This is a genomic window from Phytobacter sp., assembly GCF_059074235.1.
In genome coordinates this window covers 609,257-635,767 of sequence record NZ_JCACPZ010000008.1, presented here as the reverse complement: position 1 = coordinate 635,767, position 26,511 = coordinate 609,257, and the positions used below count along the sequence as shown (strand labels likewise).

The following is a 26,511-nucleotide window of genomic DNA, read 5'->3' as shown; positions in this document are numbered from 1 at the left end:
AGGAGGAGGGAATTGTGGTTTGCAAAGTATTAGCGGGCGCGCAAGAATGACCGACACTCTGAAGTTTGCCGGAATACGTTATGGAACAACAGGATGTGTCACTCGCCGCACTGGAAGCCTTTTTTCACCAGTGGTCACAACTTGATATTAAGCAGGTTAAGCAATCTGGGGTGTGCACTCATCTGCAGATCGAGCCATTGCGTGCTTTCTTTGATGACCTTGCACAACCGCTAACGGCGGTTACACATCAATCACACTATTTTGATCCCTGGGAGATTGCGGGTCTGCGGCGTAATGAAGTACGTAATTCTGCCATTCTGGCCTGGCTACTGGACCCGGAGGGAAGCCATGGCTTTGGTGACCGCCCTCTGGTGGCATTACTGCATTATGTTCACCAGTGGCGTAAGACGTTTTTTCCAAAGTCTGCGGGTCAATATTGTCGGGTGGAAGTAGAAACAAATCCAACGGGGGATGAGACCAACCGTGTGGATATTGAAATTGATGCGCAAAACTTCTTTTTATTAATCGAAGTAAAAATTGATGCTGCTGAGCAGGAAAAACAAATTCAGCGCTATTGTCAGGAAGCGGAAATACGTGCTGCCGGGCGTGATAAAGCGGTAGTGTTTTTAACTCCGCAGGGACGAGAACCGTTAACGCGTGGTGATGAATTTACGCCTTATGACGTGCCCTGTATTTCATGGCGTAAGTTGGCAAATGTAATAGGCACATCGCTGGATGACAGTTTGCGAAACTTGCAGGCAGGAATCGATATCTCCCCCTCGCGACAGATGGCGGCATGGTCAGTGTTGTGTTTTCTTGAACGTATGCGCCAATTTTAATTAAGGGAAATTATGGCTTTTTTAAGCGAAAAAGAACGTCAGGCTGGCACCTTATTACTGACGCAGTTTGCACTTTTTAATCAGGCTACGGTGGTTTTTGAACAACAAATAGAACCCGCCTTCTGGAAGGGTTTTGATCTCTGTGTCAATCGTATGGCGAATTCATTGGGCTGGGATGAAGATGCGGATTACGAAAATAAAGAAGAGTCATGGATCGCACCGAAAAGCTGGCGCGTAGAAGAAAAGACCTATAAATATTGGTTTGAGTGCCATTCGACTGCCAGGGAAGGATACGATTTTCTGCTCGCGTTATTGACCCGTTGTGGCACTGAAGCGGGTGAATTCGGTTTTAAATTTATCCTGAGTGATAAATATTTTGGTGGAGTAAAGAAGCGCAATCTTTATCTTACGACGCATTTGACTGCTGAGCGTCAGGAAAAGCTAACCGCGCTGAAATTCAGAGATATCACTCAAGGCACATTCTTTTTGCCCATCAAACTGGATCCCTCTCTGGTCGCTGCTTGTTGGCAGGAAAATGGTGCATTTCCCCATGAGCATGAAGTGTTTTCACCCCTGCGTGACGTGCTGAGTATGCTTGAACAGTCTGTAGTGATTTTTGATGAGATATTTTCTGCTCAGGTTGATTTGCCGGAGTAAGCATTAGCTACGCCAGGCAATATGTGCCTGGCGTAGAATCAGTTTATCAGAAGCGATAACCCACACCGACGTTAAAGCCATTAATGTTCACATCGCCATTAAGGTCGGCAGTTGTCCCTTCATAACCTGCATTGATAGAGAAGTTTTCAGTTGGGTTAATGATGATACCTGCGCCATAGGCGAATGACGTAGATTTTTCAGAGATGCTGTCGCGACCCACATAGCCGTCACCGTAATTATTCCAGGTGGTGTTGCCTTCTGCTTTGGTGCGCGCGACACCACCCAGCGCATAAAGAGAAACATATTCGTTAAAACGATAAGCCGGACCAACCATCAGGGAATAATATTTTGCTTCAACGTGGTTATGTACGGAATCATTGTCGACATAATAATTCTGATCTTCATCGCCTTTCATATATGTGAAGGAACCGAGGAAGCTAACTGGGGAATTAAATTCGTAGCGATATTGTAGGTTTACACCGCGGATGTTTTTGAAGTCCTGCACTTTACTTTGTGCGTAACCTACAGAAAACGTGTGGTTTTCTGCAAGAACTGCACCGCTTGTCAGGCCTGCCGCGAGTAATATCGCCAGAGAGATTTTAGTCATTTTCCGTCATCCTTATTCACATATTTATGTCAATTTCGCCCAATCATTTGGCGATAAGTTACGTAATATTTCTGCATTCAGTAATCGGCTAAAATTGTTGGTTTTTTTGCCAGAAGTGAAAATGGGGAATAATCCTAAAGGTCTGTTTTCTCTATCCTGAAATTTGGTAGTTGCGAAGCGAAGTGATGAAAAAGGAAAAATAAAAAAAGTTATAAATAGTGCTTGCTTTATTTTGGTGGGCGTGTGTTAATGGCTGTCGGTTTGATACACAGACCTATCTAAAGCATCTCAGTACATCCCCTCATTTTGAAGTGTCATCGCTACCTTTTCTTTTGAGTCCCGATTGTAAGCTCTGATTAATCTGTATTCGGACCCTGTATGGCCCAAAGGGCTCAAATGAATTTATCAGGTAAAAGAATGTCTACTAAAATGATTGGTGTAGTTAAGTGGTTTAACCCGGAAAAAGGGTTTGGTTTTATTTCCCCGAAAGATGGCAGTAAAGATGTCTTTGTGCATTTTTCTGCGATCCAAAGTAATGATTTCCGTACATTAAACGAAAATCAGGAAGTGGAGTTCTCAGTTGAAAACGGCCCGAAAGGCCCGTCAGCTGTGAATGTGGTAGCACGTTAAGGAGGATAGAGTATGAGTTTGCACCTTCGTTGCCCTACCTGCCATGGTTCGCAATTCCGCAGTTCACCTTATGATGTGAACGAACGTAATCCCCATGGCGCAAAATGTATTTTTTGCAAAAGCAACATGATTGAAAATGTTAATTTTCACGCCCCAATGGTTCGTCCCGCGCTCAAACTGGCTGAATACTGTCGGTAATTTTTGAATAAGCCCGCGCTATGCGAGGCTTATTCCAGGACGAAACAGAGAAGCCGCTGGCCTTGCCGGTGGCTTTTTTTATGCTTTTTATCCCCTGTAGTGCGTTTCCCCTCTCTGGCAATTTGTTAACAATCACGGTATAACACACCTTCTTTGGATGTTTAGATGTCCATACGTTTAGAAGGTAATATGCAAACACAACAAGAAACCAGGCAGTTGCAGCGCACCATGAAAACCCGCCATCTGATCATGTTGTCGCTGGGCGGCGTCATTGGAACAGGGCTGTTCTTTAACACGGGTTACATTATTTCAACCACCGGAGCGGCGGGTACGCTGCTGGCTTATCTTATTGGCGCACTGGTCGTCTGGCTGGTGATGCAGTGTCTGGGCGAGCTTTCGGTGGCGATGCCGGAAACAGGCGCATTTCATGTTTACGCCAGCCGTTATCTCGGGCCAGCGACCGGATATACCGTAGCATGGCTCTACTGGCTGACCTGGACGGTAGCGCTGGGTTCAAGCTTTACGGCTGCCGGGTTTTGTATGCAGTACTGGTTCCCACTGGTGCCGGTCTGGGTATGGTGTGTGGTCTTCTGCGTGGTCATTTTTGCCCTGAACGTTATCTCAACTCGCTTCTTTGCCGAAGGTGAATTCTGGTTCTCGCTGGTGAAAGTTATCACCATCATTGCCTTTATTATTCTTGGTGGGGCCGCCATTTTTGGTTTTATCCCGATGCAGGATGGTTCTCCCGCGCCAGGGCTGGCTAACCTCACCGCCGAGGGGTGGTTCCCGAACGGTGGGTTGCCCATTCTGATGACCATGGTGGCGGTGAATTTTGCGTTCTCCGGCACGGAGCTTATTGGGATTGCCGCCGGGGAAACTGAAAACCCGCATAAGGTGATTCCGGTTGCTATCCGTACGACCATTGCGCGCTTAATTATCTTCTTTATTGGCACCGTTTTTGTGCTCGCGGCACTGATTCCGATGCAACAAGCCGGCGTTGAGAAAAGTCCGTTCGTGCTGGTGTTTGAAAAGGTCGGTATTCCTTACGCCGCTGATATCTTTAATTTCGTGATTCTGACGGCCATTCTGTCAGCGGCGAACTCCGGGTTATATGCTTCCGGGCGCATGCTGTGGTCGCTGTCGAATGAAAAAACACTGCCGCGTTGCTTCTCCCGCGTTAACAAAAACGGGGTGCCCCTTACGGCGCTGTCCGTTTCTATGCTCGGCGGAGTGCTGGCGCTCTTTTCAAGCGTAATTGCACCGGATACGGTGTTTGTCGCCCTGTCGGCAATCTCTGGCTTCGCGGTGGTAGCAGTGTGGATAAGCATTTGCGCCTCGCATTTTGTCTTCCGCCGTCGCCACCTTCAGGCGGGCAAATCTCTTGATGAATTGCAGTACCGTGCCCCCTGGTATCCGCTGGTGCCGGTGTTGGGTTTTGTGCTTTGCCTGGTGGCCTGCGTGGGGCTGGCGTTCGATCCGAGTCAGAGAATTGCCCTCTGGTGTGGACTGCCATTTGTTGCCGTATGTTATGGTGCCTATTTCTTGACTCAATCCCAGAAAAAGCAGGAGCCTGAACATGTCGCAGAATAATCCGCTGAGCCAAATCCTCGAAAAACAGCCGTTTGTGGTGCTGGATGGGGCGATGGCAACGGAACTGGAAGCGCGCGGATGTAATCTCGCCGATAGCCTGTGGTCCGCTAAAGTATTGATGGAAAACCCGGCGCTCATCCGTGAAGTGCACCTTGATTATTTCCGTGCCGGTGCGCAGGTGGCTATCACCGCCAGTTACCAGGCGACGCCTGCCGGGTTTGCTGCTCGTGGGCTGGATGAAGCCCAGTCGCTTGTGCTGATTGGCAAAAGTGTGGAGCTGGCCCGTAAGGCGCGGGAAGCGTATCTGGCTGAAAACCCGATTGCAGGCACGCTGCTGGTGGCAGGTTCGGTGGGGCCTTATGGTGCTTATCTCGCCGACGGTTCTGAGTATCGCGGTGATTATGTTCGCCGTCAGGATGAATTTATTACCTTTCATCGGCCGCGTGTAAACGCGTTGCTGAACGCTGGGGCGGATCTGCTGGCCTGCGAAACATTGCCTTCCTTTGCTGAGATCAAAGCACTGGCAACATTGTTGACCGACTACCCTCGCGCCCGCGCCTGGTTCTCCTTTACCTTACGTGATAGCGAGCACTTGAGCGATGGCACGCCTCTGCGCGAGGTGGTTGCGCTGCTGGCCAATTACCCACAGGTCGTGGCGCTGGGGATTAACTGTATCGCGCTGGAAAACACCACTGCGGCGCTGAAATCGCTGCAACATCTCACAGCGCTGCCTCTGGTGGTCTACCCGAATTCCGGTGAGCACTACGATGCGGTGACCAAAACCTGGCACCATCATGGCGAAGCCTGTGAAACCCTGGCGGGGTATTTACCACAGTGGCTGGATGCGGGCGCGAAGCTGATTGGTGGCTGCTGCCGTACCACTCCGAAAGATATCGCAGCGCTGACCTCCGTTAAATAATCAAGGTAAATTTAATTTTTTACTGCAGCCCGGATGGCCTTGCGCCATGCGGGCTTTACCTTTTCACCTGTTCCAGGCGGATTGTCCCTACCATGTCTTCCTTTGGCCGCCAACATCAGTCGTCAGCAGGTCAACGCACTCTATAACCATCCCACTTTCCCGGTCAGAGAACGCTCGTCGCGTCCAGAGGTGCATGAGGCACTTTCAGACATTATCTACCTGATACACCGGGGGCAGATCGCGCCAGATATCTTCGGCATAGTCCTCGGTAACACTGGCTTTCTTCATATTCCACCATCGTTCAGCTACGAGCTGGAAAGTTTTAGCTTCAAGCGGACTACGCAGTTGTTCTTGCTGATGTTCCTGTGGATCGATCTGTTTCGCCAGGAGAGAACGGGATTCTGCCCGATAGCTTCGAGCATCAGTAGGGTAGCTGACGGGTAGGGACCTGTGCTCTTTTTTGCACGTTTCTTGGTGACAGGGCGAATGTAGCGAAACTGCCAGAGCTTACTACCGCTGGACTTGATTAGCAGAGTAAGTCCGTCACCGTCATACAGCTGGTAATCGGCATCTTTAGGTTTGGAAGCTTTGATTTCCGTATCGGTTAACGGCTTGGTTTTTCTTGCCATGGAGACTAAAAGGTTCGGATTTAATTAGTTCTCTTCGGACTTCGCGGGACAAATTGCAGACACAAAAAAGCCCGCAGGGCTTGCGCCGTGCGGGCTCTTAGGACTTCATCGGATGACTCTGGTAATCACCGATGGAGAATTTTGGTGGAGCTGGCGGGAGTTGAACCCGCGTCCGAAATTCCTACATCCTTGGTACTACATGCTTAGTCAGTTTTTACATTCGCCGGGCACCTGCGAACAGACACGCCACTACCCGACTAGCCTGATTAGTTTTAGCACTTCAGCCCCAGGCAGGACATCCACGCGATCTCTTTTGGGTTTGACCTCTCTTGATCCCCGTCTTAAGAGCGGAAGCTAGGGAGAGAGGGCTCTTAGCAGGTTATTAAGCTGCTAAAGCGTAGTTTTCGTCGTTTGCGACTATTTTTTTGCGGCTTTTTACGAGGCAAACCGCCCCTCGGCATGCACCTTGGGTTTCGCAAATCCCGTCGAATCCAGAATCAGCCCCTAAGTGTGTTGGTAAGTATAACAGATTTGTGACGCGGCACACCAGTCCATATATGCACGACTTTTTCATCCATTGCGATTGCTTAAAGTCTGAGCAATCAGCGCTGCCTTGTCTTTGCCACCAGTTTTATTCCCTAAGGAAACGAAAGTACCTACATATTGCAAAATATGCCGATTGTATTATTGGTGATATATCATGTATAGCTGCATTAATTTATATCTATGTATGATTATTTAAATTCTATTTACTGATTGGTGGCTTTGTTTAAGCGTGGCTAAATAATGAGGGAGGGATAACCTGCTGATATATTCTGTATTCGGAATTTTTACAACAAATTGTGAAATAGGAGTTTGCCTAAAACCTGAACCTTGATTATATCTTTATTTAACCCGGCATTAAACAAGACAAAAGAGATGAAAGGGTAAGTATTATATAAAATCAGCCACTTATGTGTTGTTTTGAAATTACATAGCATAACCTATTTATATCGCCAGCAGAAATGCGGTGCGGGGATTCCTGCGCTTTAATATTTGCCAGCGATACCGATAATATTGCTCTGGTACTTGAGGTGAAATATATGTCCACGCAAAGCAGCCTTCCAGGATCCACCGACGTAATTAATAAGAAAACAGGTGACGTTGTTGCGGAATATGCGAAAGGTAGCGATCGTGTCGTCAACCTTACGGAAACCAGTGTCGTCCGTGTTAATGCCTCTCCTGAAACCGTTAATTACTATGAGCGTCAAGGAAATGACCTGATTGTCCATATGAAGGATGGAACGACGGTACGCTATAACAGTTTCTTTACCCTTGATTCCGATGGGCTGCACAGCCAATTGATCTTTGAAGATAGCCTCGGTACGCACCATGCGGCCTTCCCATATGCCGCTGAAGCGGGGCCGGCAGTTGCTGAAACCATCGTGCCAACCTATGCAGATGTCGCTCTGGGCTCGCTGATAGGTGCTAGCGGAATTTCAGCGATGGCCGTACTTGGTGGACTGGCAGCCGTCGCGGGTATCGCAGGCATTGCCGCTGCCGCAGGCGGCGGTGGTGGCGGTGGCGGTGGTGGTGGTGGTGGTAATAACGGCGGTGGCACTGACCCAGGTAACCCCGGTAATGGTGGAACGGATCCAGGCAACGGCGGAACCGATCCTGGCTCGCCTGGCACACCTGTACTCAGATTTGCAGTTATTGGCACCAACAACATGCTGAACTCGAATGATGTTCTGGTATCTCAGGCAATTTCTGGCACCACGGATGTTGCGAATGCAGGCAGCCAGATTGTTATTCGAAGTGGGAACTTTACCTGGACAACGGTAGTTCAAAGCGATAGCAGTTGGGTGGTCTGGTTACCCCCTTCGACGTTGGCACTTTTTTCCCAGGGTGTACATACCATTAATGTCACCATCACTACCCCCGGTGGCAGGACGGTGACCGAATCCAACGAATTTACTGTCGATACTATTCCGCCAGCCTTGTCTCTCACTCAGTTTGCGACGGGGAATGTCGTCGATCTTGAACTGACTGAAGCTGATAAACTGGTACGCGGCTACGCAAGCGTAGCGGATCAGGGAAGTACGGTGACCGTCACGTTAAACGGTAAGAATTACACGGCCATCGTCGATGCAAATGGCTACTGGCAACTGAGCATTCCGCATGCGGATATGGCCGCATTGCAGGATGGCCAAAGTTATACCATCAATTATCGGATCGTCGATCTTGCAGGCAACGTCACACAGGATCAGCAAACGGTCAGCACCAATTTTACTACCCCGAATATTACTATTGACCCGGTCGCCAGCGACAACATCATCAACTCTGCTGAAGTTCTGCTTAATCAGACTCTTTCAGGTAATACCATCAACATCCCTGCCGGACAAATTGTCACAATTACGCTGGGGAGCAAAACCTATTATGCCGTCGTGTTGGGAGATGGCTCCTGGAAAGTAAACCTGCCTGCGGGAGACCTGGGGGCGCTTTCACAAGATAATAACACGCTCACTGTGACGGTCAATGATAGCGACGGCAATACTATCGTCAGAACGGTCCCGATTAGTGTAGATACCACGCAGCCGGGTATCGCTATTGCCATTCTTTCAACGGATGATTATCTCAATGTCAGCGAGGCTGCAAACCCACTGGAAGTTCGCGGTATCACGACAGTTACGGGACCAGGTGTCACCATTACCGTGAGCGTCAATGGTAAGGATTATGAGGTCACCAACATTGATGCTTCTGGCCGCTGGAGTGTGAGTATTCCTTCGGCTGATTTGCTGGCAATGACGGACGGGCCGAACGTGATCACGGCGACCGTCAGCACCAATACTCAGTTCGCGCAGGATACCCATACCCTGAATGTGCAGATCCACCATCTGCCTGAACCTGTCATCAACCCACCATTTGGTGACGGCTATCTCAATGCAGCGGAAAAAATCCAGGATCAGGTACTGAGTGGTAACACTGGTGTCACCAGTACTGGGCAAAACGTCACTGTCCAGGTGGGCGGGAAAACGTACCAGGCGACGGTGGATAATGATGGTAACTGGAAAGTCACCGTTCCTGCCGGCGATTTGCAGAGTATCCCGGACGGCTTACTGACTGTCACGGTCAATGCCAGCGATGCGTCGGGCAACTCGACACCCGTGACACAAACCGTCACTGTCGACACACTTCCGCCTCCGCTTACCGTATTGCCACTGACAACTGACGGCAAACTCAATGGTGCCGAGCTGACGCAAAACCAAACGCTGAGCGGCATTAGCGCCGTCAGTGAACAGGGGCAAACGGTGGTGGTGACCCTGAACGGCAAAACCTATACCGCCGTGATTGGCAGCGACGGCAACTGGCAACTGGCATTGTCATCAACGGATCTGGGTCAGTTACAAACGGGGAATTACCCGCTGACGGTCACGCTCACTGATGCTGCCGGGAACTCCACTACGGTGACACAAACGGTCAGCGTAAAAACCACTGCGTTGCAGGTTGGAGTGCTGGAGCTATCAGACGGTAACTCGCTGGATGCGGCAGAAGTGAAAGTCGATCAGATCCTGCACGGCACTTCAAATGCGGAAGCGGGCAGTATTGTGACGGTGACGCTGGGCAGTGGCACGTATCAGGGGGTAACGGATGCGTTAGGCAACTGGCAGGTCACGCTACCGGCCGTTGAGCTGCAAAAACTGAGTGATGGTACGCATAATCTGACGGTCAGCGTGACCGATGCCTATGGTCAGACTCGTACCATTGATTCCAGCTTCGATGTCGATGCCGCGGCTGATGCAATCGCGATCAGCATTATCTCCAGTGATGACTACCTGAACGCCAGTGAGGCAATGGGTGGATTGACTGTCCAGGGTAATAGCGCCGGGTTACCGGCCGGCACCATCGTGACGATTTCACTGAATGGCGTCAATTATTTAGCGGCTATTCAGGCGGATGGCACCTGGCAGACGTTCATTAATTCCACCTCTCTCAGTGCATTAACCGATGGTGCACATACCATCCAAGCGACGGTGGTGACAGCAAATGGCACTGTGATTGACAGCCACAATTTCACTGTAGCGATCCACACGCCGGTAGTAGTGATTACTAACACACCTTTTGTCGATGGGATTGTGAACCTGGCGGAATCCGGCCAGAGCCAGACCATTACCGGGACGACGGGGGTAACGGGAGCCGGTCAGACCGTGGTGGCAACACTCAATGGCCAGCAGTATATCGGTGTCGTTAACAACAACGGCACCTGGTCGGTGACCTTGCCACAAGGGGCGATGGAGAGCCTGAGCAACGGTCCTGGCTCCATCACTGTGGTGGCGACTGATGTCGCCGGTAACAGCAACAGCAGTAACGTTAACTTCACCATTGATAAAACGCCGCCGACCCTGTCGATTACACCACTCAATGGCAACGATGTCCTGAATGCCAACAACGTGATCAACGGTGTGTCATTGGGCGGTACTACTTCAGCGGATACAGCGTCGGTTGTGGTGACCATTAACGGTACGAATTACAGCGCGATTGTGACTAACGGAAGCTGGAGTATTGGACTGGGCAACGGTGTACTGAGTGGTTTGGCGCAAGGGCTGAGCTCTTACACGGTGACGGCGACCGACGCCTCCGGTAACACCACGTCGGTTATTCGTAATGTTAATGTCGACACTACTTCGCCAAACGTCACCCTGAACCCGGTTACCGTTGATAACACACTTGATTCTGCTGAGTTGAGCACCGGTTTTAGCCTGAGCGGCAAAACCGTACCGGCGGAACCGGGTGCAACGGTGACGATCAACCTTAACGGCACGACCCTGACGGGTATCGTGGGCGCAGACGGTGGCTGGTCGATTGCCGTCTCACCGAGTGTGGTAAGCGGCCTGACGGATGGCACCTATCTCATTTCCGTTACGGTGACGGATACGGCGGGTAATGTTTCTCAAACGGTTACCAATTCCTTTAACGTTGATACCACTGTCAGCGCTATCGCTATCAACCCGGTTGAATCCGATGACAAAATCAGCGCTGCTGATATTGCCGATGGTTTGACGATCAGTGGTACGTCGGTGCGTATTCCTGAAAACGGCACCGTCACCATTACCCTGGGTGGCGTGCAATACACCACCACGGTCAATGCCAGTGGTTTCTGGCAATTGACTATACCCACCGCTGCAGCCGCTGCGATTGCCGATGGCGCCGCGACAGTCACGGTATCGGCGGTGGATGTGGACGGCAAAGCCGTGTCCGGAGAACACTCGTTCACCATCATCACCCATACGTTGCCGCAGCCAACCATCAATGCCCCCTTTGGGGATGGCGTGGTGAATGCTGCAGAAGCGGCTGCAGGTGGCAGCCTCAGCGGTAATACCGGCGTGGTGGGGGCAGGGCAGACGGTAACGGTCAGACTCGATAATGGTTCGCTGCTGACGGCCACTGTCGATGCCAACGGCAACTGGACGCTGCCAATGACGCCAGCGCAACTTGGCGCACTCACACCGGGCAGCCACACCGTCACCGTGACGGCCACGGATGCGGCGGGTAACCAGAGTACTGCCACCACGCCAATGATAGTGGATACCGTTGCGCCGACTGTCTCTATCGATTCGGTTACCGGCGATAACATTGTTAACAGCGCAGAGGCGGCAGGTGCCGTCAATATTACCGGTACAGGTGTTTATGATGCGGCGCATGCCCAGACCATTACCGTGCTGGTCAATGGTCAGAACTATGACGCCATTCTGCAGGCCAATGGAACCTGGAGCATTACCTTGCCTGCGGGGGCACTGGCAGGCGTACCGGATGGCCCGGTTACAGTGAAAGTGACCATCACCGATTACGCCGGTAACAGCAACACGCAGACCACCAGCTTTACGCTGGATGCTTCGCCCGCGAATGCGCCACTGGTGCAGATTGGGAAAGTCTCTGGTGATGATTTTATTAATGCCAGTGAAGCGGGCCAAACACTGTCTATCACGGGTACGTCGGTGCGAGTGGAGCAGGGGCAAACGGTCACTGTGACGCTGAATGGCAAAACCTACACGGCTATCGTGCAGGCTGACGGGACATGGACCGCAAATGTGCCTTCGACAGATTTGGTAAATGTGCCTGATGGTGCCCAGGTCATCACCGCAGCAGTGACAGATGTGGCGGGTAACAGCGCGTCGGCTAACCACGGTGTAACCTTTGTGGCGCAACCAGCCTCACAGCCGACCATCACTATTAATACGGTGGCGCAGGATGATGTGATTAACGCCATTGAGCATAACGAGCCTCTGAATATTACCGGGGTGTCGACACATCTCGCCGCCGGTACGGTGATTACCGTGCTATTTAATGGCCAAACCTATCCTGCCAGCGTCGGCAGCAATGGTGGCTGGAGCATCACGGTGCCACGTGCCGATGTCCAGGCGCTCAGTGATACGCCGACAAACGCGCCTTACGTTATTTCCGCATCAGCCAGCGATGCGGCACAAAACCCAGCTAGCGCTACCCACAATGTCACCGTCGATACCAGCGCGCCGACCCTGGTTGTCGATATCGCCAACTCGTTCCTCAGTGATTCGCGAGTCAGCATTGCCGAAGCTGCCGTCGATCAACAGGTCAATGGCACTGGTACGGCGGGTGAGACAGTGATGCTGACGATCAACGGTAAAACGCTCTCTGCGGTGGTAGAGCAGAACGGGACCTGGTCGATGGCAATCTCTTCGACCGACCTGAAATCCCTGCCGCAAGGTTCTTCACAACTTACATTCACCAGTACAGATGCACAGGGGAATGCCAGTTCCCAGACGGTGGGTATCAACGTGAAAACGCTCGGTGGGCCGAGCATCACGCTTAACACCATGTTCGGTAATAACATCGTTAGCATCAGCGAAGCGGCCAACGGTGCAACGCTGACAGGGACGGCAAGCGGATTGACCACGGGCTCAACCGTGACTGTGAATATTAATGGTCAGCTTTTCACTGGCACGGTATCCGGGAATACCTGGTCGGTCGCAGTAGGGGCCGGGCTTCTGACCACCAGCGGGCAATTCACCGTAACGGTGACGGCGCAGGATGCCTGGGGCAACCCGGCGACGGTTAACGGTAATCTGGACGTGGTGTTGCAACGCCCAACAGCGGCATTGGTTCCTCCGTTGTTCGGGGATGACAATATCCTTAGCCAGGCGGAAGCCAATGCAGGCGTACAACTGACAGGTTCGACCGGTCAGGCGGGGCCAGGGCAGACGGTCAAAATCATCCTCGATAACATGCAGGAGTATACCGGTTCCGTTGATATAAACGGCAACTGGACGGTAACACTGACGCCACAGCAGTTGAACGCGATAATTGATGGCACCCACAGCGTGCAGGTTTCAGTTACTGACCGTGCGGGCAATACTGCCGTTTCCACAGGAACCGCGATTAATGTGCGTACGGATACGTTGCCGGAACCTGAACTGACGCAGCCGTTTACCGACGGCATCCTCAGTTATGCTGAAGCAACGGCGAATACAGGACAGACGATTGGCGGTCAGACGGGATTGACAGCTGCGTTGATCAAAACCGTGATGGTCAGTATCAACAATGGAACGGCGGTCGCCGCAACCATTAACGCAGATGGTAGCTGGTCGTTGCCTTTAGACAGCGCCACTCTGCAGGCGCTGCCGGATGGGGTGTTGCAGGTCAGCATTACCGTGACGGATATCGCCGGTAACCAATCCAGCGGGCAAGGCAGTTTTGAAGTTATTACTCATAACCTGCCGCAGGCAAACTACACCACGCCATTTGGTGATTTCACCATCAGTGCCAGTGAGACGTTGAGCGATCAACTGATTACCGGGAATACGGGCGTCACGGGGGCAGGACAAACAGTATCCGTTGTATTGGGAACCAAAACCTATATCGGCACGGTGGACGACAACGGTGACTGGGTGGTGACGGTCGGGCAGGCCGATCTGGCTGCACTGACCAATAATTCCTCTCTGGCATTTAGCGTGACAGTAACCGATCGCGCGGGGAACTCCGCATCAACGAATCCAGATCCTGCCATCACGCCAAACGTGACGGTTCACACCAGCTTGCCTGCACCGACCATTACGAATCCGTTTGGTGACGGTATCCTCAACATTACGGAAGCCGCAGGGGCCGTGACACTTGCAGGGACAACCGGCGCTACCGGGGCGAATCAGTATGTGACGGTGAAAATTGATGTCAACGGCATCACCTATACCGCCAATGTGGATACCTTCGGTAACTGGTCGGTGAACTTACCGGCAGGTTCGTTGCAATCGCTGACCGCGGGGCAGCATCAGATAACCATTTATGCCCAGGATCAATACGGTAACAGCAACACCAGCACCACCAATTATCAGGTTGCGTTGACCCCACCTGCGGTGACGATCACCACACCTGTATTTGGTGATGGCTACGTCAGCACGGCAGAAGTGACTGCCGGTACTGTGCTGCGCGGAACCTTCTCCACCTCTTACCCGACCGGAACCGTGGTCAAGGTGACCATTGGCAACCAGACCTTTGATGCAACAATCAACGGCACGCAATGGTCGCTGACGATGGATGCCACCGCCTGGGGCACCGTCACGGCCAGGGGCGTACAGAGCATTATCGTGTCGGTTGAGGACGGTGCGCACAATATTAATACCGCCACCTCCACCGTGACCCTACTGCTGGATAATCCGACCGTGACTGTCGGCACGCAGTTTGCCGGTGATAACGTGCTCGATTATGCCGAAAGCCTGACCAGCCAGACAATTACCGGGACATCCACCCATTTGCAAACGGGTGACACTATTCGGGTCACCTTTACGGGGGGGAGTGTCTTTACCACCACCGTACAGGCGGATGGAAGCTGGTCTCTGCTGTTAACGCCAGCGCAGATGGCCACATTGCAGGCCGGGCAAGTCACGGTGCAGGGGATCGACAAAGCGGGCAACATTGGGGGAACGGCAGGCAACGGCGGTACGCTGACCCTCAACCTGACGCCGCCGACCTATTCCGTCAATATGGATTTGGTCGCCGGGGATAACTACGTCAATGCCGGTGAATTTACCAATGGCAATCTGCATCTGTCGGGGCACGCTTTCAACCTGGTCGGCACCACGCTGACTATTTTCAACGGTTCCACCCCATTGGGCACCGCGACAGTCAATGCCGATGGCAGTTGGACCTTTGATATCCCGCGTGCTTCTCTGTCGGACACGACTTACACCTTCACCGTACAGAGTAATGCTCAGCCCACCATTTCAGCCTCGCAAACGGTCGTTGTTGATACCCTTGCGCCAACATTAACCGTGGGTGCGTTTGCCGGGGATAATCTGGTGAACGCTACGGAGAAAGGTGTCGCTCAAACGATTAGCGGAACCTCCGATGCTAACGGTAGCCTGGTCACCATTACCCTGAATGGCAAAACCTACTCAGCGCTGGTGGCCGCCGGTGTCTGGTCAGTAGAGGTACCGCAGGCAGATATGTCTGCATTGGGTAACAGCAGTTACACCATTAATGCCACCATTCGCGACCCGGCAGGCAATCAGACTAATGCGTCGCAGACTTTTACCGTCGACAGCGTTGCGCCGTTGTTGCAGGTCAATACGCTGGGGATCCCGGCAGTTCTGAGCACCGTTAATATGGCGTCCGGTGTTGTGGTGCAAGGGCAGGGGGAACCGGGTAACACGGTTGAAATCAAACTGGGGCCACTCACCTGGAGCGGTACCGTCAGCCCACAGGGTACCTGGAGTTACACCTTCCCGCAGTTGGACCTCTCTTCACTGACGGATGGCCCTCAGGTGGTCAGCATTACGTCAAAAGATGCTGCGGGCAACGTCTCTACTAACAGTGTCTCGCTCAATGTTGCGCTGAACGCGGGTCTTGGGGTGGCGGTCGATCAGGTATTTAACGATGGCATCCTGAATGTGGCTGAGTCGCTGGTAACACAAACACTCACCGGGCATATCAACGGCGACTACCGGGGCGCGAAAGTATCACTGACGATTGCGGGAGCCAATTTTACCCTCAATAACATTCCGGTCGCGGCAGATGGTTCCTACTCCTTCTCACTGCCGCCGTCTATCTGGGTAGGGTTGGTGACCAATACGCTGCAATTGCGTGTTGATGTGGTGGATGCTAACGGTAACACGACCTATAAAACGGTCGATTTTGGTCTCGCATTGACCAATCTACCCGTGGTGAGCAACGTGCTGGTGGCCGGTGATAACTTCCTCAATCTGGCAGAGAGCGGGGCGACACAGGTCATTTCGGGGACCGTCAGCAATGTCAGTAATGTTGTCGGGGTGGTGATTAATTTTGGCGGACAGGCAATTAATGCCACCGTCGATGCCCTTGGCAACTGGACGGCCAATCTTCCGTCCACGCTACTCGGAGCATTACCGGATGGTACGGCGACGGTCGGTGTTGCGGTAACCGATAAATATGGCAACGTCGTTAATTCCAATGCCAGCTTTACGGTGGTTAGCCACAACCTGCCTGCTATCTCGCTGGATGCCTTGTTTGGTGATGGTGTGCTGAGTATTCCTGAGCTGACCAATGCGCTACTGACCGGTACGGCGACTAACCTCGCTGGACGCACGTTGACTATCCAGATTGGGAGTGCGACGGCGTTCACGACCAACGTCGATAACACCGGACACTGGTCGGTGAATCTGCCGGATGCAGTGAAGTCGGTCTTGCAAGGGCTGGGTACGGGCAACCAGACCGTAACCATTACGGCCACTGATCAGTACGGCAACCCTGCTACTCAAACCGGTACTATCAAAATCGATCTGGTGGCTCCGGTGCTCAACAGCGTGGTGCTGTTTGGTGATGGGCTGCTAAATGTCGCCGATTCACTGATTAACCAAACGATTACCGGTGTTGTATCCAATGCACCGCTGGGTTCAACGGTACAGGTGACTATCGGTACGAAAGTGTTCAGCGGGGTGGTGAACGCATCCGGCGGCTTCTCAATCGGTTTAACGCCTACCGATCTGGCAAGCCTGGCAGATGGGACCTTCACACCGTCGGTGAAAATCACTACCCCGGACGGTAACGTTTCAACCACCGCAGGTGCAGCGGTGACGGTAGGGCTGAAAAACCTGCCAACGGTGGCGATTACTTCCCTGTTCGGTAATGACGGCTATCTGAACCATACCGAAGCACTGGCAGCCCAGACTATCTCCGGTACCGTCACCGGGCTGACATCCGGTCAGGTATCAGTGACTGTCGGCGGCACAACGTACCAGACGGCAATCACGAATGGCACCTGGTCGCTGGCACTGTCAGCGGGCGTGCTGGCATCGATTGCGGATGGCGCGATGACGGTTACGGCATCGGTAACGGATGCCGTAGGGAATACCGTTTCCGGTAGCCAACTGATTAACGCCATTGTGCAAGCTGTACCGACGGTTGGCCTTAACCCGCTGTTTGGTAACGGCATTCTTGACCTGGTCGATCTGCTGACTAACCCTATCCTCTCCGGAACCAGTACGCACCTGGCAGTGGGATCGCAAATTGTGGTGACTGTCGGGGCCCTGACCTTCAATACCACTGTTGGTGCAAACGGGCAGTGGCAAATCACCGTGCCTGCTCTGTCACTACAAAATTTGCAGGACGGCACGAACAATCTGCAGGTGACTGTCAAAGCCACGGATGTGGCGGGTAACGTTGCGACTATCTCCCAGGACGCCAGCGTTGCGATTCAGGCAACACCGACGGTCTCCATCACCTCTCTGTTTGGTGACGGTGCCCTGAACCTTGCCGATGTCGGTGTCGCACAGACCATTATTGGTACCAGCCAGAATGCAGTCGGTACAACGCTTTCAGTCTCCGTTGGCGGGAAAAGTTACACCACGACAGTTGCTGCTGACGGTAGCTGGAGTGTTACGGTACCAAAAGCGGATCTCAGCGCTCTGACCGACGGCTCCCAGGCTGTCAGCGTCGCAGTCACCAACGCCGCCGGTAAACTGGCGACGGTTGCCGGAGCCGTGGACGTTATCACCCACAACCTGCCAACAATTTCGTTGACCTCACTGTTTGGTAACGATGGTTACCTGAACATCAGCGAGGCAGCAAATGGACAGGTCATCGGCGGCAAGATTGGTGGTGTCGTCAGCGGCTCTACGGTTGTGGTGACCCTGGGAGGGACGCAGCTTAATGCTACCGTGGATGCTAGTGGTAACTGGACGGCGACGGTCAATAAATCGCTGCTGCAAGGTTTGTCGAACGGTACGGCCACCGTTGGGGTGTCGGTAACAGACCGCGTAGGCAACACCACGGCAACCTCTACCGACGTACAGGTGAAATATACTCAGCCAACGCTGAGCATGACGCCGCTGACCAACGTGGTCGGCCTGTTGACTAACGTCCTGCTAGGTTTGGTAGGGTCGGTAAAACTGACGATCAGCGGTTCTTCAACTAATCTCAGCCAGGGTTCTATTGTTCACCTCAATCTGGTGAATCTGGCGACGTCAACGGCCATTGTGGGTTCTGACGGGAAATGGTCTGCGCAGCTCGATGTTGGGCTGGATCTGGCGAAGATCCTGTCGCTGAGCACCATCATTAACCTCTATGCCGCTGATGTCGCAGGTAACGTTGGTTATCTCAACGTCGGGTTAGGTGGGGGAAATCCGACCACAACGCCGCCAGCAGGTACCACTTCGCTGATGGCGGAAGCCGCGACCTTCTCACTGATGGCAACAAGTGCAGTGGAAAGTTCGGATTCCACAGCCCAGACAACGGACAGCACAGCGACCACCACCGCGCATGCGACGACGGCGGCGACAACCACGACTACGACCACGGAAAGCACCACAACAGAAAGCGTAGCGGCAACGGATACCGCCTACACAATTGGTGGCCTTAGTATCGATTTGGCTGATGGAACCAGTCAAAGCGGGGATAGCGTGCACGGTAGCACGGGGAGCGACACCATTCACCTGTCGACACTTGGATTCACTGAAATCGACGGCGGAGCCGGAACCGATACCCTGGTGCTGGATGGTGCAAGCCTGGTGCTGAATCTGATCGACCTTGCGGGCAAAGTCCACAACATTGAAGTGATTGATTTGGGTAAATCGGGCACCAACAGCGTCACGTTGGACGTGAACGAGGCACTCACCATCACCGACAAACCGGAAGACGATTTGCTGATCAAAGGGACTGTGGGTGACCAGATAAACCTCAAGCACGGGGCGAATGATACCTGGGCCATTTCAGGACAGCGCGAAGTGGATGGTGTGCAGTTCGATATTTATCACAACAGTTCGCAGGTCAATACACTTAGCGATGTGCTTATCCAGCATGGCCTGCACGTCAATATGGTTTAAGAGTAAGGGGATACTGCCTCAGGGAAGAGGCGGAAAAGAGACAATATCACCACGGGCAATCCTAAGGTGGATTAATGAAACGTGCCGTATGTTTGTTATTAATGGTCATGCCCGTTACGAGCCTTATGGCAGCAGCAAGTGATGACGCGCAATTTCGTTGGCAGTCAGCGCCGAGTGAACAGCTTCAGGCTCAACTCACAATCAAGGAAGCGATCCTGCGTGCGTTCGCGCGAAATCCAAAAATAGCCCAGGCGGCTGCACAAATTCGCGTGGGTAAAGCCAACCTTAGCGAGGCAGAAAGTGCCTGGTTCCCGCAGGTTTCATTGCAGGGGAATGTGGGGCGCTCTCACCGAACAGATTCCGCAGGGTCGTTAAACAATAATGGCTCCGGTGGCGTGACTTTAAAACAGTTGCTGTATGACTTCGGCAAAACCGGGGGGAGCATCGACGAGCAGCATAACTTGTCGGACGCTTACCGTTACGATCTCTATAACACCTTAAACGAAGTCGGTATGCAGACCCTGCAATATTACCTGCAGGTTAAACGCTATCAGGCTCTGGCTCAGGCGGCACGTAACAATATTGTGTCGCTCAAAGGCGTGCAGGAGATGGCCGATCTTCGTGCTGGTGCTGGGTTAAGTTCGCAATCAGATGGATTACAGGCTCAGTCACGTATCGCCGGTTTGAATGCCACGCTCGCCACCTACGAAGCACAAATGCGCACGGCACAGGCCGCACTCAGCGTCCTGACAGGCGTGGTCTCTGACTCTCTCCCCGATCTTCCTGACTCGTTGATGCAACAGAAGATAACGTTGCAATCCCTTCCTTACGAGAAGAGTAATGCCGTGCGCAGCGCACAATCCAAACAGTTAGCCGCCCAGGATCGCATTCGTCAGGCACGGGCGCAGCACTGGCCGACGGTCTCCGTCCAGGCAGGCAGAACGCGTTATGAAAATGAAAACAGCAGCTACTGGGATGACCAGGTGCAACTGGTGGTGGACGCACCTCTCTACCAGGGGGGGGCGGTAAGTGCCAGGGTCGATGCGGCTGAGGGCGATCGCGCCAGTACTCAGGCTGCGATAGAGGCCAGCAAGCTGGATATCAACCAGCGTGCGGCAACCGCATGGGCAGATTTGGTCGGCGCTCAGCAGCGCCAGCAGGCGGGAGACGCACAGATGATTAGTGCTAACCGTGCCAGGGCCGTCTACCGGGATGAGTATCGCTTGAGTAAGCGAAGCCTGAACGACCTCCTCAGCATTGAACAGGATGTTTTTCAGGCTGAAAGCTCTTCGATTGTGGCCCGCTATGACGCCTGGGACGCGGCTGTGCGTTATGCCGGGGCCGCCGATAATTTACTCGACATGCTGGGCATTGAGCGCAGTCGTACCGTGGGTGATGACCTGCCCGCCCTATAAGCGCTTATCGCGCAGGAGATGTCATGCAAGAGCCTGATACCGAAAGCTGGATTAGTGTCATGGTCCGTGCAGCGGGGCGTTTTGGCCTGCCTGCGGATGCGCCTGCGGTTCGACAGCAAATGCGCTGGTTTGAATCGCTGCCGTTGAACGCCCGTCTGGAGAGACTCAGTGGGTTAATGGGGTTACAGGTACGTACGGTGCCGACGGCAAAAATGCGCTGGAATGCGCAAAACCTGCCAGTCATTGTGCAACTGGAGGAAGATGGCGAACTGATGTTACTGGAGTCGCTGGATGCTGACGGACTGGTCACCTACTGGCTGGGTAACGGTGGAGATTTAGTTCGCGAAGAGCCACTGGAAACGCTGCTCACCCGTGTCAAACCTGATGTGGTGATGCTCGGTATTGCAACCCGTGGTCGGGATTCACGTATTGATGATTTTACGCGGCCCTGGGAAGCGCACTGGTTCTGGCAGCACTTTCGTCACACAGGGCGGAAACTGTCGGAAATCGCGCTGGCGTCCGTCGTTGGCAACGTACTGGCGCTGGGGGGGATCCTGTTTTCCATGCAGGTCTACGACCGTGTCATTCCTGCTCAGTCAGTGCCAACACTCTGGGTGCTGTTTTTCGGCGTACTGTTTGCCGCCGCGCTTGAATACTTCATCCGCCTGGCGCGAACCCATGTTTCCGACATTATGGGCAAGCATATTGATCTGGATATCTCCGCGCTGTTTTTTGCCCGTGCGATGGCTATCAAGAATGATGCCCGGCCTAAATCCACCGGCTCCTTTATTTCGCAATTACGTGAACTGGACCAGGTGCGCGAGCTGCTGACCTCCACCACGGTGGGAGCGGCCATGGACATTCCGTTTGTGCTGCTGTTCCTTGGCATTATGGCGCTGGTCGGTGGCCCACTGGTTATCATCCCGCTGATCGCCATTCCATTGATTGTGATTCCGGGTCTGTTGGTGCAGTGGCCAATGGCGAAGCTCGCCAAAGAGGGGATGCGAGAAAGCGCAATCCGTAATGCGGTGCTGGTGGAGTCCATCGAAGGGGTGGAGGACATTAAAGCGTTGCAGGCGGAACCTTACTTCCAGCGCCAGTGGGAAAATACGCACGCTGTGGGGGCGAACGTCGGTATGAAGCAGCGTGTGTGGGGGGCAAGGCTCAGCGGCTGGGCGTCTACCGTACAGCAAATTACCTATGCCGGGATGCTGGTGTTCGGCTGTTTTCTGGTGATTGATGGCAGTATCACCACCGGTACGCTGGTGGCCTGCAGCCTGCTCTCTTCTCGTACTATCGCGCCGTTGATGCAACTGACGATGGTCTTCTCTCGCTGGCAACATGCGAAGTCAGCCATGACCGGGTTGAATGAACTGCTGAAAAAGCCACTGGATAAAGAGGCCGACAAAAAGATGGCCCACTGCCCGGTTCTGGCCGGGCATTACCAGGTCCAGCAGATGCAGTACAGCTATGACATTGAAAAGGGGGAGCAGGCGCTGAACATCAGCGAACTGGAGATCAAACCCGGCGAACGTGTGGCGATTCTCGGTAAAACAGGAGCCGGTAAATCAACGCTCCTGAAGTTACTCTCCGGCCAGGCACAGGCCAGCAAAGGGAAAGTGATTATCGACGGCGTGGACATGGCGCACATTGACCCGACTGACGTGCGGCGACAGGTGGGTTATCTGTCTCAGGACTCGCGCCTCTTCTTTGGTACGCTGCGGCAAAACCTGATGCTCGGTCATCCTCATGCTACCGACGCGGAGCTGATTCAGGCTCTGCGTATCAGTGGCGCGATTGGCATGGTGCAGCAGGATGCCGCCAGCCTTGACCGGTTGATTAATGAAGGCGGACGGGGACTGTCCGGCGGGCAGCGGCAAATGGTTTTGCTCAGCCGCTTGATAGTGCGTAATCCGCAAATTGTGTTGCTGGATGAGCCCACCGCATCAATGGATGAGCAACTGGAAGGCTGGGTTATCCGTCAGCTCCAGCAGTGGCTGACCGGACGCACGCTGGTGCTGGTCACACACCGCCCGGCGTTACTTAACCTCGTCGATCGTATTGTGGTGATGGAGAACGGCAAAGTCGTCGCCGACGGCCCGCGTGATACCCTGCTTAAACAGGCGACCCGTAACAGCAATGTGGCATCGATCGCCTGAGGAGGAGTCAATGAGTCAACTCTCGATGCAGGATGATTTGGCGCGCCAGGGACGATTTTACTCATCGGTTATCTGGCTGACGTTGATTGGGCTGGTGCTGTTTATCCTTTGGTCGTCCTGGGCAATCCTCGATGAAGTGACGGTCGGTACAGGCAAAATCACCCCGTCGACCCACGCGCAGGTGATTGAAAGTCTCGATGGAGGGATTGTCAGCGCACTGATGGTGAAAGAGGGGGATATCGTTGCCCGGGGTCAGATGCTGGCCCGCCTTGACCCGACGCGCTTTCAGTCTAACTACGGTGAAGCCGCTGCGCGTGCCAGAGCGCTACGGGCGTCGAGCGAACGTTTACGCTCGGAGTTAACGGGTGAGCCGCTGCGCTTTAGCGCGGAATCGATGCGCGAACCGGAACTGGTTGCCCGTGAGCGGCAGTTGTACGAGTCACGCCGTCGTAATTTGAATGAAACGGTCGCTAACTTGCAGAAGTCTTATCAACTGGTCATGGCCGAGATGAAGATGACACAGCCATTGGTGGCAAGAGGTGCTGCCAGTGATGTGGAAGTGATCCGCTTGCAGCGTCAGGCGACGGAGCTGAAAGGCAAGATCGATGAAGCGCGCAACCAGTTTGCCGTGCGCGCGCGTGAGGAGCAGGTGAAAAATAACGCTGACCTTGATGCACAGCTACAGGTGATGGCGGGGAAAGCGGATCAGCTCGATCGTGCGGTGATCAACTCGCCGGTACGCGGCATCGTTAAAGATATTCAGGTGAATACGGTTGGTGGCGTTCTCCAGCCGGGCGGTAAGCTGATGGAAATTGTGCCGCTCGAAGATCAGTTGCTGGTGGAGACGCGTATTAACCCGCGTGACATCGCTTATATTCGCCCGGGGTTACCCGCGACGGTAAAAGTGACGGCTTATGATTCGTCTATTTATGGCGACCTCAAAGGCACGGTGGAAGTGGTGTCCCCGGACACATTGCAGGATGAGGTTCGTCGCGATCAGTTTTACTACCGCGTCTACGTGCGTACTCAGAGCGCTGAGCTAAAAAATCGTAGCGGCAAAAGCTTCCCTATCCTGCCGGGGATGATTGCGAACGTGGAGATTAAAACCGGACAGAAATCGGTGATGGATTATCTGATCAAACCACTGAACAAGGTCAACGAAGCGCTGCGGGAAAGGTAATTTGGGGCCGGACGCGTCGACTGAGGCGTCCGGTTAGCCAGGGGCTTAGCGGCCCGCATGTTTCATAATGCGGGCTTTATCCAGTTGCCACTCGCGATCTTTCAGGTCGGAGCGCTTGTCATGCTGTTTCTTACCTTTCGCAACGCCGATTTTGACTTTACACCAGGCGTTCTTCCAGTACAGAGAGAGGGCGACAACGGTGTAGCCTTCTCGGTTAACGCGCCCGTACAAAGAGTCCAGTTCGCGCTGATTAAGCAGCAGCTTACGGGTGCGAGTTGGGTCACAGACATAGTGACTGGAGGCCACGGCCAGTGGAGTGAAGTTGGCGCCGAACAGATATGCTTCGCCGTCTTTCAGGATCACATAGCTGTCGCCAATGTTTGCTTTACCCGCGCGCAGAGATTTGACTTCCCAACCTTGTAAAGAGAGTCCAGCTTCAAACTCTTCTTCAATGAAGTATTCATGGCGGGCGCGTTTATTCATCGCGATGGTAGCGGAACCGGGTTTGTGTACTTTTTTCTTCGTCATAAGTGTCGTGAAGCCATTAATAATCTGATATCCAAAAAAAGACCTCATTGCATCCTGTGAGGTTCAACGCGTTATCTTAGCACGAGTTCCAGCGTAGCGTTTTCCTTTCATGTAGGGGAAATGTTATTATTTGAGGATTGTGTGATCGCAGGAAATGTTATGCCTCAGATTAGCCGGACTGCGCTGGTGCCCTACAGCGCGGAACAGATGTACCAATTGGTCAACGACGTGAAGTCCTATCCGGAGTTTCTCCCTGGTTGTACAGGTAGCCGCGTGATTGAATCGGGACCGACGCAAATGACGGCGGCGGTGGACGTGTCAAAAGCGGGGATCAGTAAAACTTTCACGACACGGAACACGCTCACCGCGAACCAGACGATTTTGATGCATCTGGTCGACGGGCCGTTCAAAAAGCTCATGGGTGGCTGGAAGTTTGTGCCGCTGAGTGCAGATGCCTGCCGTATCGAATTCAGTCTGGATTTTGAATTTACCAATAAGCTTATTGAACTGGCGTTTGGTCGCGTATTCAAAGAGCTGGCGCTGAATATGGTGCAGGCGTTTACCCATCGCGCGAAAGAGGTCTACAGTGCCGGGTAAGATTAGCGTTGAAGTTGCCTATGCGCTGCCCGAAAAGCAATATCTGCAGCGGGTAACGGTAGAAGAGGGCGCGACCATCGAGCAGGCTATTTTGGCTTCCGGCCTGCTGGAACTGCGTTCAGATATCGATCTTGCGAAAAATAAAGTCGGTATTTATAGCCGGCCAGCGAAATTGCATGACGTAGTGAACGACGGTGACCGCATTGAAATCTACCGTCCATTGATTGCTGACCCGAAAGAGCTGCGTCGCCAGCGTGCGGAACAGTCTGCGAAAAAATAATGTCAGGTGGGGGCGGTTACTGTTTTTAACAGCGCGTTCAATCGGGCACTCGCATTTTTATAGGGTGATGCGCTGTTGAACTGAATCATCCGTCCTCGCGTCCATTTCCCATACCATGGCTGATGGTAAAGAGCGTCGTCGCTGTAGCTTTTAACCAGTTCACGTAACTGACGCTGATTATTCTCCAGCATCGTCAGCAGTTCCGTCCAGGACTGAATGTGTGCGTAATTGGCATAATATTGTTGCGCGAGTTTGCCCAGTTCATTCCATTTAAAGCCTTTTGCCGGGAAATCTATCTCCTCACCAGCAGCTTCCTGTTGGTGCCAGTACAACACTTGCTCGCCCCAGCCAATTAAATAGCTGACCAGGCTGGCTGCGCTGATCTGGGTACCTGCCACATGTCCTTCCAGATGCACTTCAAAGGCAATGTCAGGTGGAATACGTTTGAGTTTCTTGTTTAATGCAATCGCCGATTTTTCCATGGCTTCCAGCAGAGCGGCTTTTGTTTCGGGTACCGCCATTATTACGTCCTCCCTGAAATGAAAAATGGCGCCTGAAGGCGCCATTTGGTGTTCGGTGTTACTCTTTTGTCAGTGCAGGTTTGTTGTCTATGTTGGTCAACACGCTGCTGCTGTTAAAGGTCAGCGTCAGCGTCTGCTGAGTCGCATTTTCATGACCTGGTTGCTGACGGAATACGTAGAACCAGGTGCTGCTACCGAACGGGTCGGTCATCATCGGCGTGCCCAGTGCGTATGCAACCTGCTGTTGCGTCATCCCCACACGGATTTTAGAAACGTCATTCGGAGTCAGGTAGTTCCCCTGATTGATATCAGGGCGGTATACCACTCGCTCCAGAGTGGAACAGCCTGCGGTCAACATCAGTAGAACCGCTGCGGCAGCAGTCAGCATTTTACAACGCATAATGATTTGATTCCTTTTCGGGCCCGAACAGTACGTAGCTCATTTGTAATGTGCC

16 protein-coding genes, 1 other RNA gene and 1 pseudogene are annotated in these 26,511 nt (G+C 53.1%); 12 read left to right on the top strand and 6 right to left on the bottom strand.

From position 1 onward, the window contains the following. Positions 1 to 80: 80 nt before the first annotated feature. Together AC5JPW_RS20835 and AC5JPW_RS20830 are read left to right on the top strand one after the other, a co-directional pair. Positions 81 to 839, top strand: a complete 759-nt coding sequence (locus AC5JPW_RS20835) for a PDDEXK-like family protein (RefSeq protein ID WP_494242988.1) — start codon at positions 81 to 83, stop codon at positions 837 to 839. Between the two features lie 12 nt (positions 840 to 851). Further along, positions 852 to 1,496, top strand: coding sequence for a hypothetical protein (locus AC5JPW_RS20830; RefSeq protein ID WP_494242987.1), 645 nt, complete (start codon positions 852 to 854; stop codon positions 1,494 to 1,496). 46 nt (positions 1,497 to 1,542) lie between these two features. On the opposite strand, the gene AC5JPW_RS20825 is transcribed toward AC5JPW_RS20830, so the two are convergent. Then, complete coding sequence (locus tag AC5JPW_RS20825; protein WP_494242986.1) at positions 1,543 to 2,103, bottom strand: Ail/Lom family outer membrane beta-barrel protein; 561 nt, start codon at positions 2,101 to 2,103, stop codon at positions 1,543 to 1,545. A 417-nt stretch (positions 2,104 to 2,520) separates the two neighbouring features. On the opposite strand from AC5JPW_RS20825, the gene cspE reads away from it, so the two are divergent. From cspE to mmuM, 4 genes are all read left to right on the top strand, one after another. Continuing rightward, on the top strand, positions 2,521 to 2,733 hold the full coding sequence (gene cspE, locus AC5JPW_RS20820; RefSeq protein ID WP_494242985.1) for a transcription antiterminator/RNA stability regulator CspE: 213 nt from the start codon (positions 2,521 to 2,523) through the stop codon (positions 2,731 to 2,733). Positions 2,734 to 2,745: 12 nt separating this feature from the next. Further along, entirely contained in the window at positions 2,746 to 2,931 is a 186-nt protein-coding gene (gene ymcF, locus AC5JPW_RS20815; protein ID WP_494242984.1) for a cold shock small protein YmcF, read from the top strand. 189 nt (positions 2,932 to 3,120) lie between these two features. Beyond that, positions 3,121 to 4,521, top strand: a complete 1,401-nt coding sequence (gene mmuP, locus AC5JPW_RS20810) for an S-methylmethionine permease (protein WP_494242983.1) — start codon at positions 3,121 to 3,123, stop codon at positions 4,519 to 4,521. Further along, positions 4,508 to 5,440: a homocysteine S-methyltransferase gene (mmuM, locus tag AC5JPW_RS20805; protein ID WP_494242982.1), complete on the top strand. Its 933-nt coding sequence runs from the start codon at positions 4,508 to 4,510 to the stop codon at positions 5,438 to 5,440. Before mmuP ends, mmuM begins: the two co-directional genes overlap by 14 nt. A 234-nt stretch (positions 5,441 to 5,674) precedes the next feature. On the opposite strand, the pseudogene AC5JPW_RS20800 reads toward mmuM, so the two are convergent. Both AC5JPW_RS20800 and ssrA read right to left on the bottom strand, forming a co-directional pair. Further along, positions 5,675 to 6,069, bottom strand: a pseudogene (locus tag AC5JPW_RS20800) (integrase arm-type DNA-binding domain-containing protein); the annotation flags it as partial. A gap of 142 nt (positions 6,070 to 6,211) precedes the next feature. Beyond that, positions 6,212 to 6,574, bottom strand: a transfer-messenger RNA (tmRNA) gene (ssrA, locus tag AC5JPW_RS20795). 577 nt (positions 6,575 to 7,151) lie between these two features. Between ssrA and AC5JPW_RS20790 the strand changes: the two genes are divergently transcribed. The 4 genes from AC5JPW_RS20790 (at position 7,152) to AC5JPW_RS20775 (ending at position 24,130) form a co-directional block, all read left to right on the top strand. Continuing rightward, on the top strand, positions 7,152 to 19,376 hold the full coding sequence (locus AC5JPW_RS20790; RefSeq protein ID WP_494242981.1) for an Ig-like domain-containing protein: 12,225 nt from the start codon (positions 7,152 to 7,154) through the stop codon (positions 19,374 to 19,376). A gap of 101 nt (positions 19,377 to 19,477) precedes the next feature. Continuing rightward, positions 19,478 to 20,791: a TolC family outer membrane protein gene (locus AC5JPW_RS20785; protein ID WP_494243905.1), complete on the top strand. Its 1,314-nt coding sequence runs from the start codon at positions 19,478 to 19,480 to the stop codon at positions 20,789 to 20,791. 23 nt (positions 20,792 to 20,814) lie between these two features. Continuing rightward, positions 20,815 to 22,950 carry a type I secretion system permease/ATPase gene (locus AC5JPW_RS20780; RefSeq protein WP_494242980.1) on the top strand — a complete coding sequence of 712 codons (2,136 nt, stop codon included), beginning with the start codon at positions 20,815 to 20,817 and terminating at the stop codon, positions 22,948 to 22,950. Positions 22,951 to 22,960: 10 nt separating this feature from the next. Continuing rightward, positions 22,961 to 24,130, top strand: a complete 1,170-nt coding sequence (locus AC5JPW_RS20775) for a beta-barrel domain-containing protein (protein ID WP_494242979.1) — start codon at positions 22,961 to 22,963, stop codon at positions 24,128 to 24,130. A gap of 45 nt (positions 24,131 to 24,175) precedes the next feature. On the opposite strand, the gene smpB is transcribed toward AC5JPW_RS20775, so the two are convergent. Further along, complete coding sequence (gene smpB, locus AC5JPW_RS20770) at positions 24,176 to 24,658, bottom strand: SsrA-binding protein SmpB (protein ID WP_494242978.1); 483 nt, start codon at positions 24,656 to 24,658, stop codon at positions 24,176 to 24,178. 159 nt (positions 24,659 to 24,817) lie between these two features. Here smpB and AC5JPW_RS20765 point away from each other — a divergent pair, with 159 nt between their 5' ends. Together AC5JPW_RS20765 and AC5JPW_RS20760 are read left to right on the top strand one after the other, a co-directional pair. Then, positions 24,818 to 25,255: a type II toxin-antitoxin system RatA family toxin gene (locus tag AC5JPW_RS20765; RefSeq protein ID WP_494242977.1), complete on the top strand. Its 438-nt coding sequence runs from the start codon at positions 24,818 to 24,820 to the stop codon at positions 25,253 to 25,255. Further along, complete coding sequence (locus tag AC5JPW_RS20760; protein ID WP_494242976.1) at positions 25,245 to 25,535, top strand: RnfH family protein; 291 nt, start codon at positions 25,245 to 25,247, stop codon at positions 25,533 to 25,535. Before AC5JPW_RS20765 ends, AC5JPW_RS20760 begins: the two co-directional genes overlap by 11 nt. A 2-nt stretch (positions 25,536 to 25,537) precedes the next feature. Here AC5JPW_RS20760 and AC5JPW_RS20755 read toward each other — a convergent pair whose 3' ends face one another. Continuing rightward, positions 25,538 to 26,056, bottom strand: coding sequence for a ClbS/DfsB family four-helix bundle protein (locus AC5JPW_RS20755; protein WP_494242975.1), 519 nt, complete (start codon positions 26,054 to 26,056; stop codon positions 25,538 to 25,540). 58 nt (positions 26,057 to 26,114) lie between these two features. Further along, positions 26,115 to 26,456: an outer membrane protein assembly factor BamE gene (gene bamE / locus AC5JPW_RS20750; protein WP_494242974.1), complete on the bottom strand. Its 342-nt coding sequence runs from the start codon at positions 26,454 to 26,456 to the stop codon at positions 26,115 to 26,117. Positions 26,457 to 26,511: the final 55 nt, after the last annotated feature.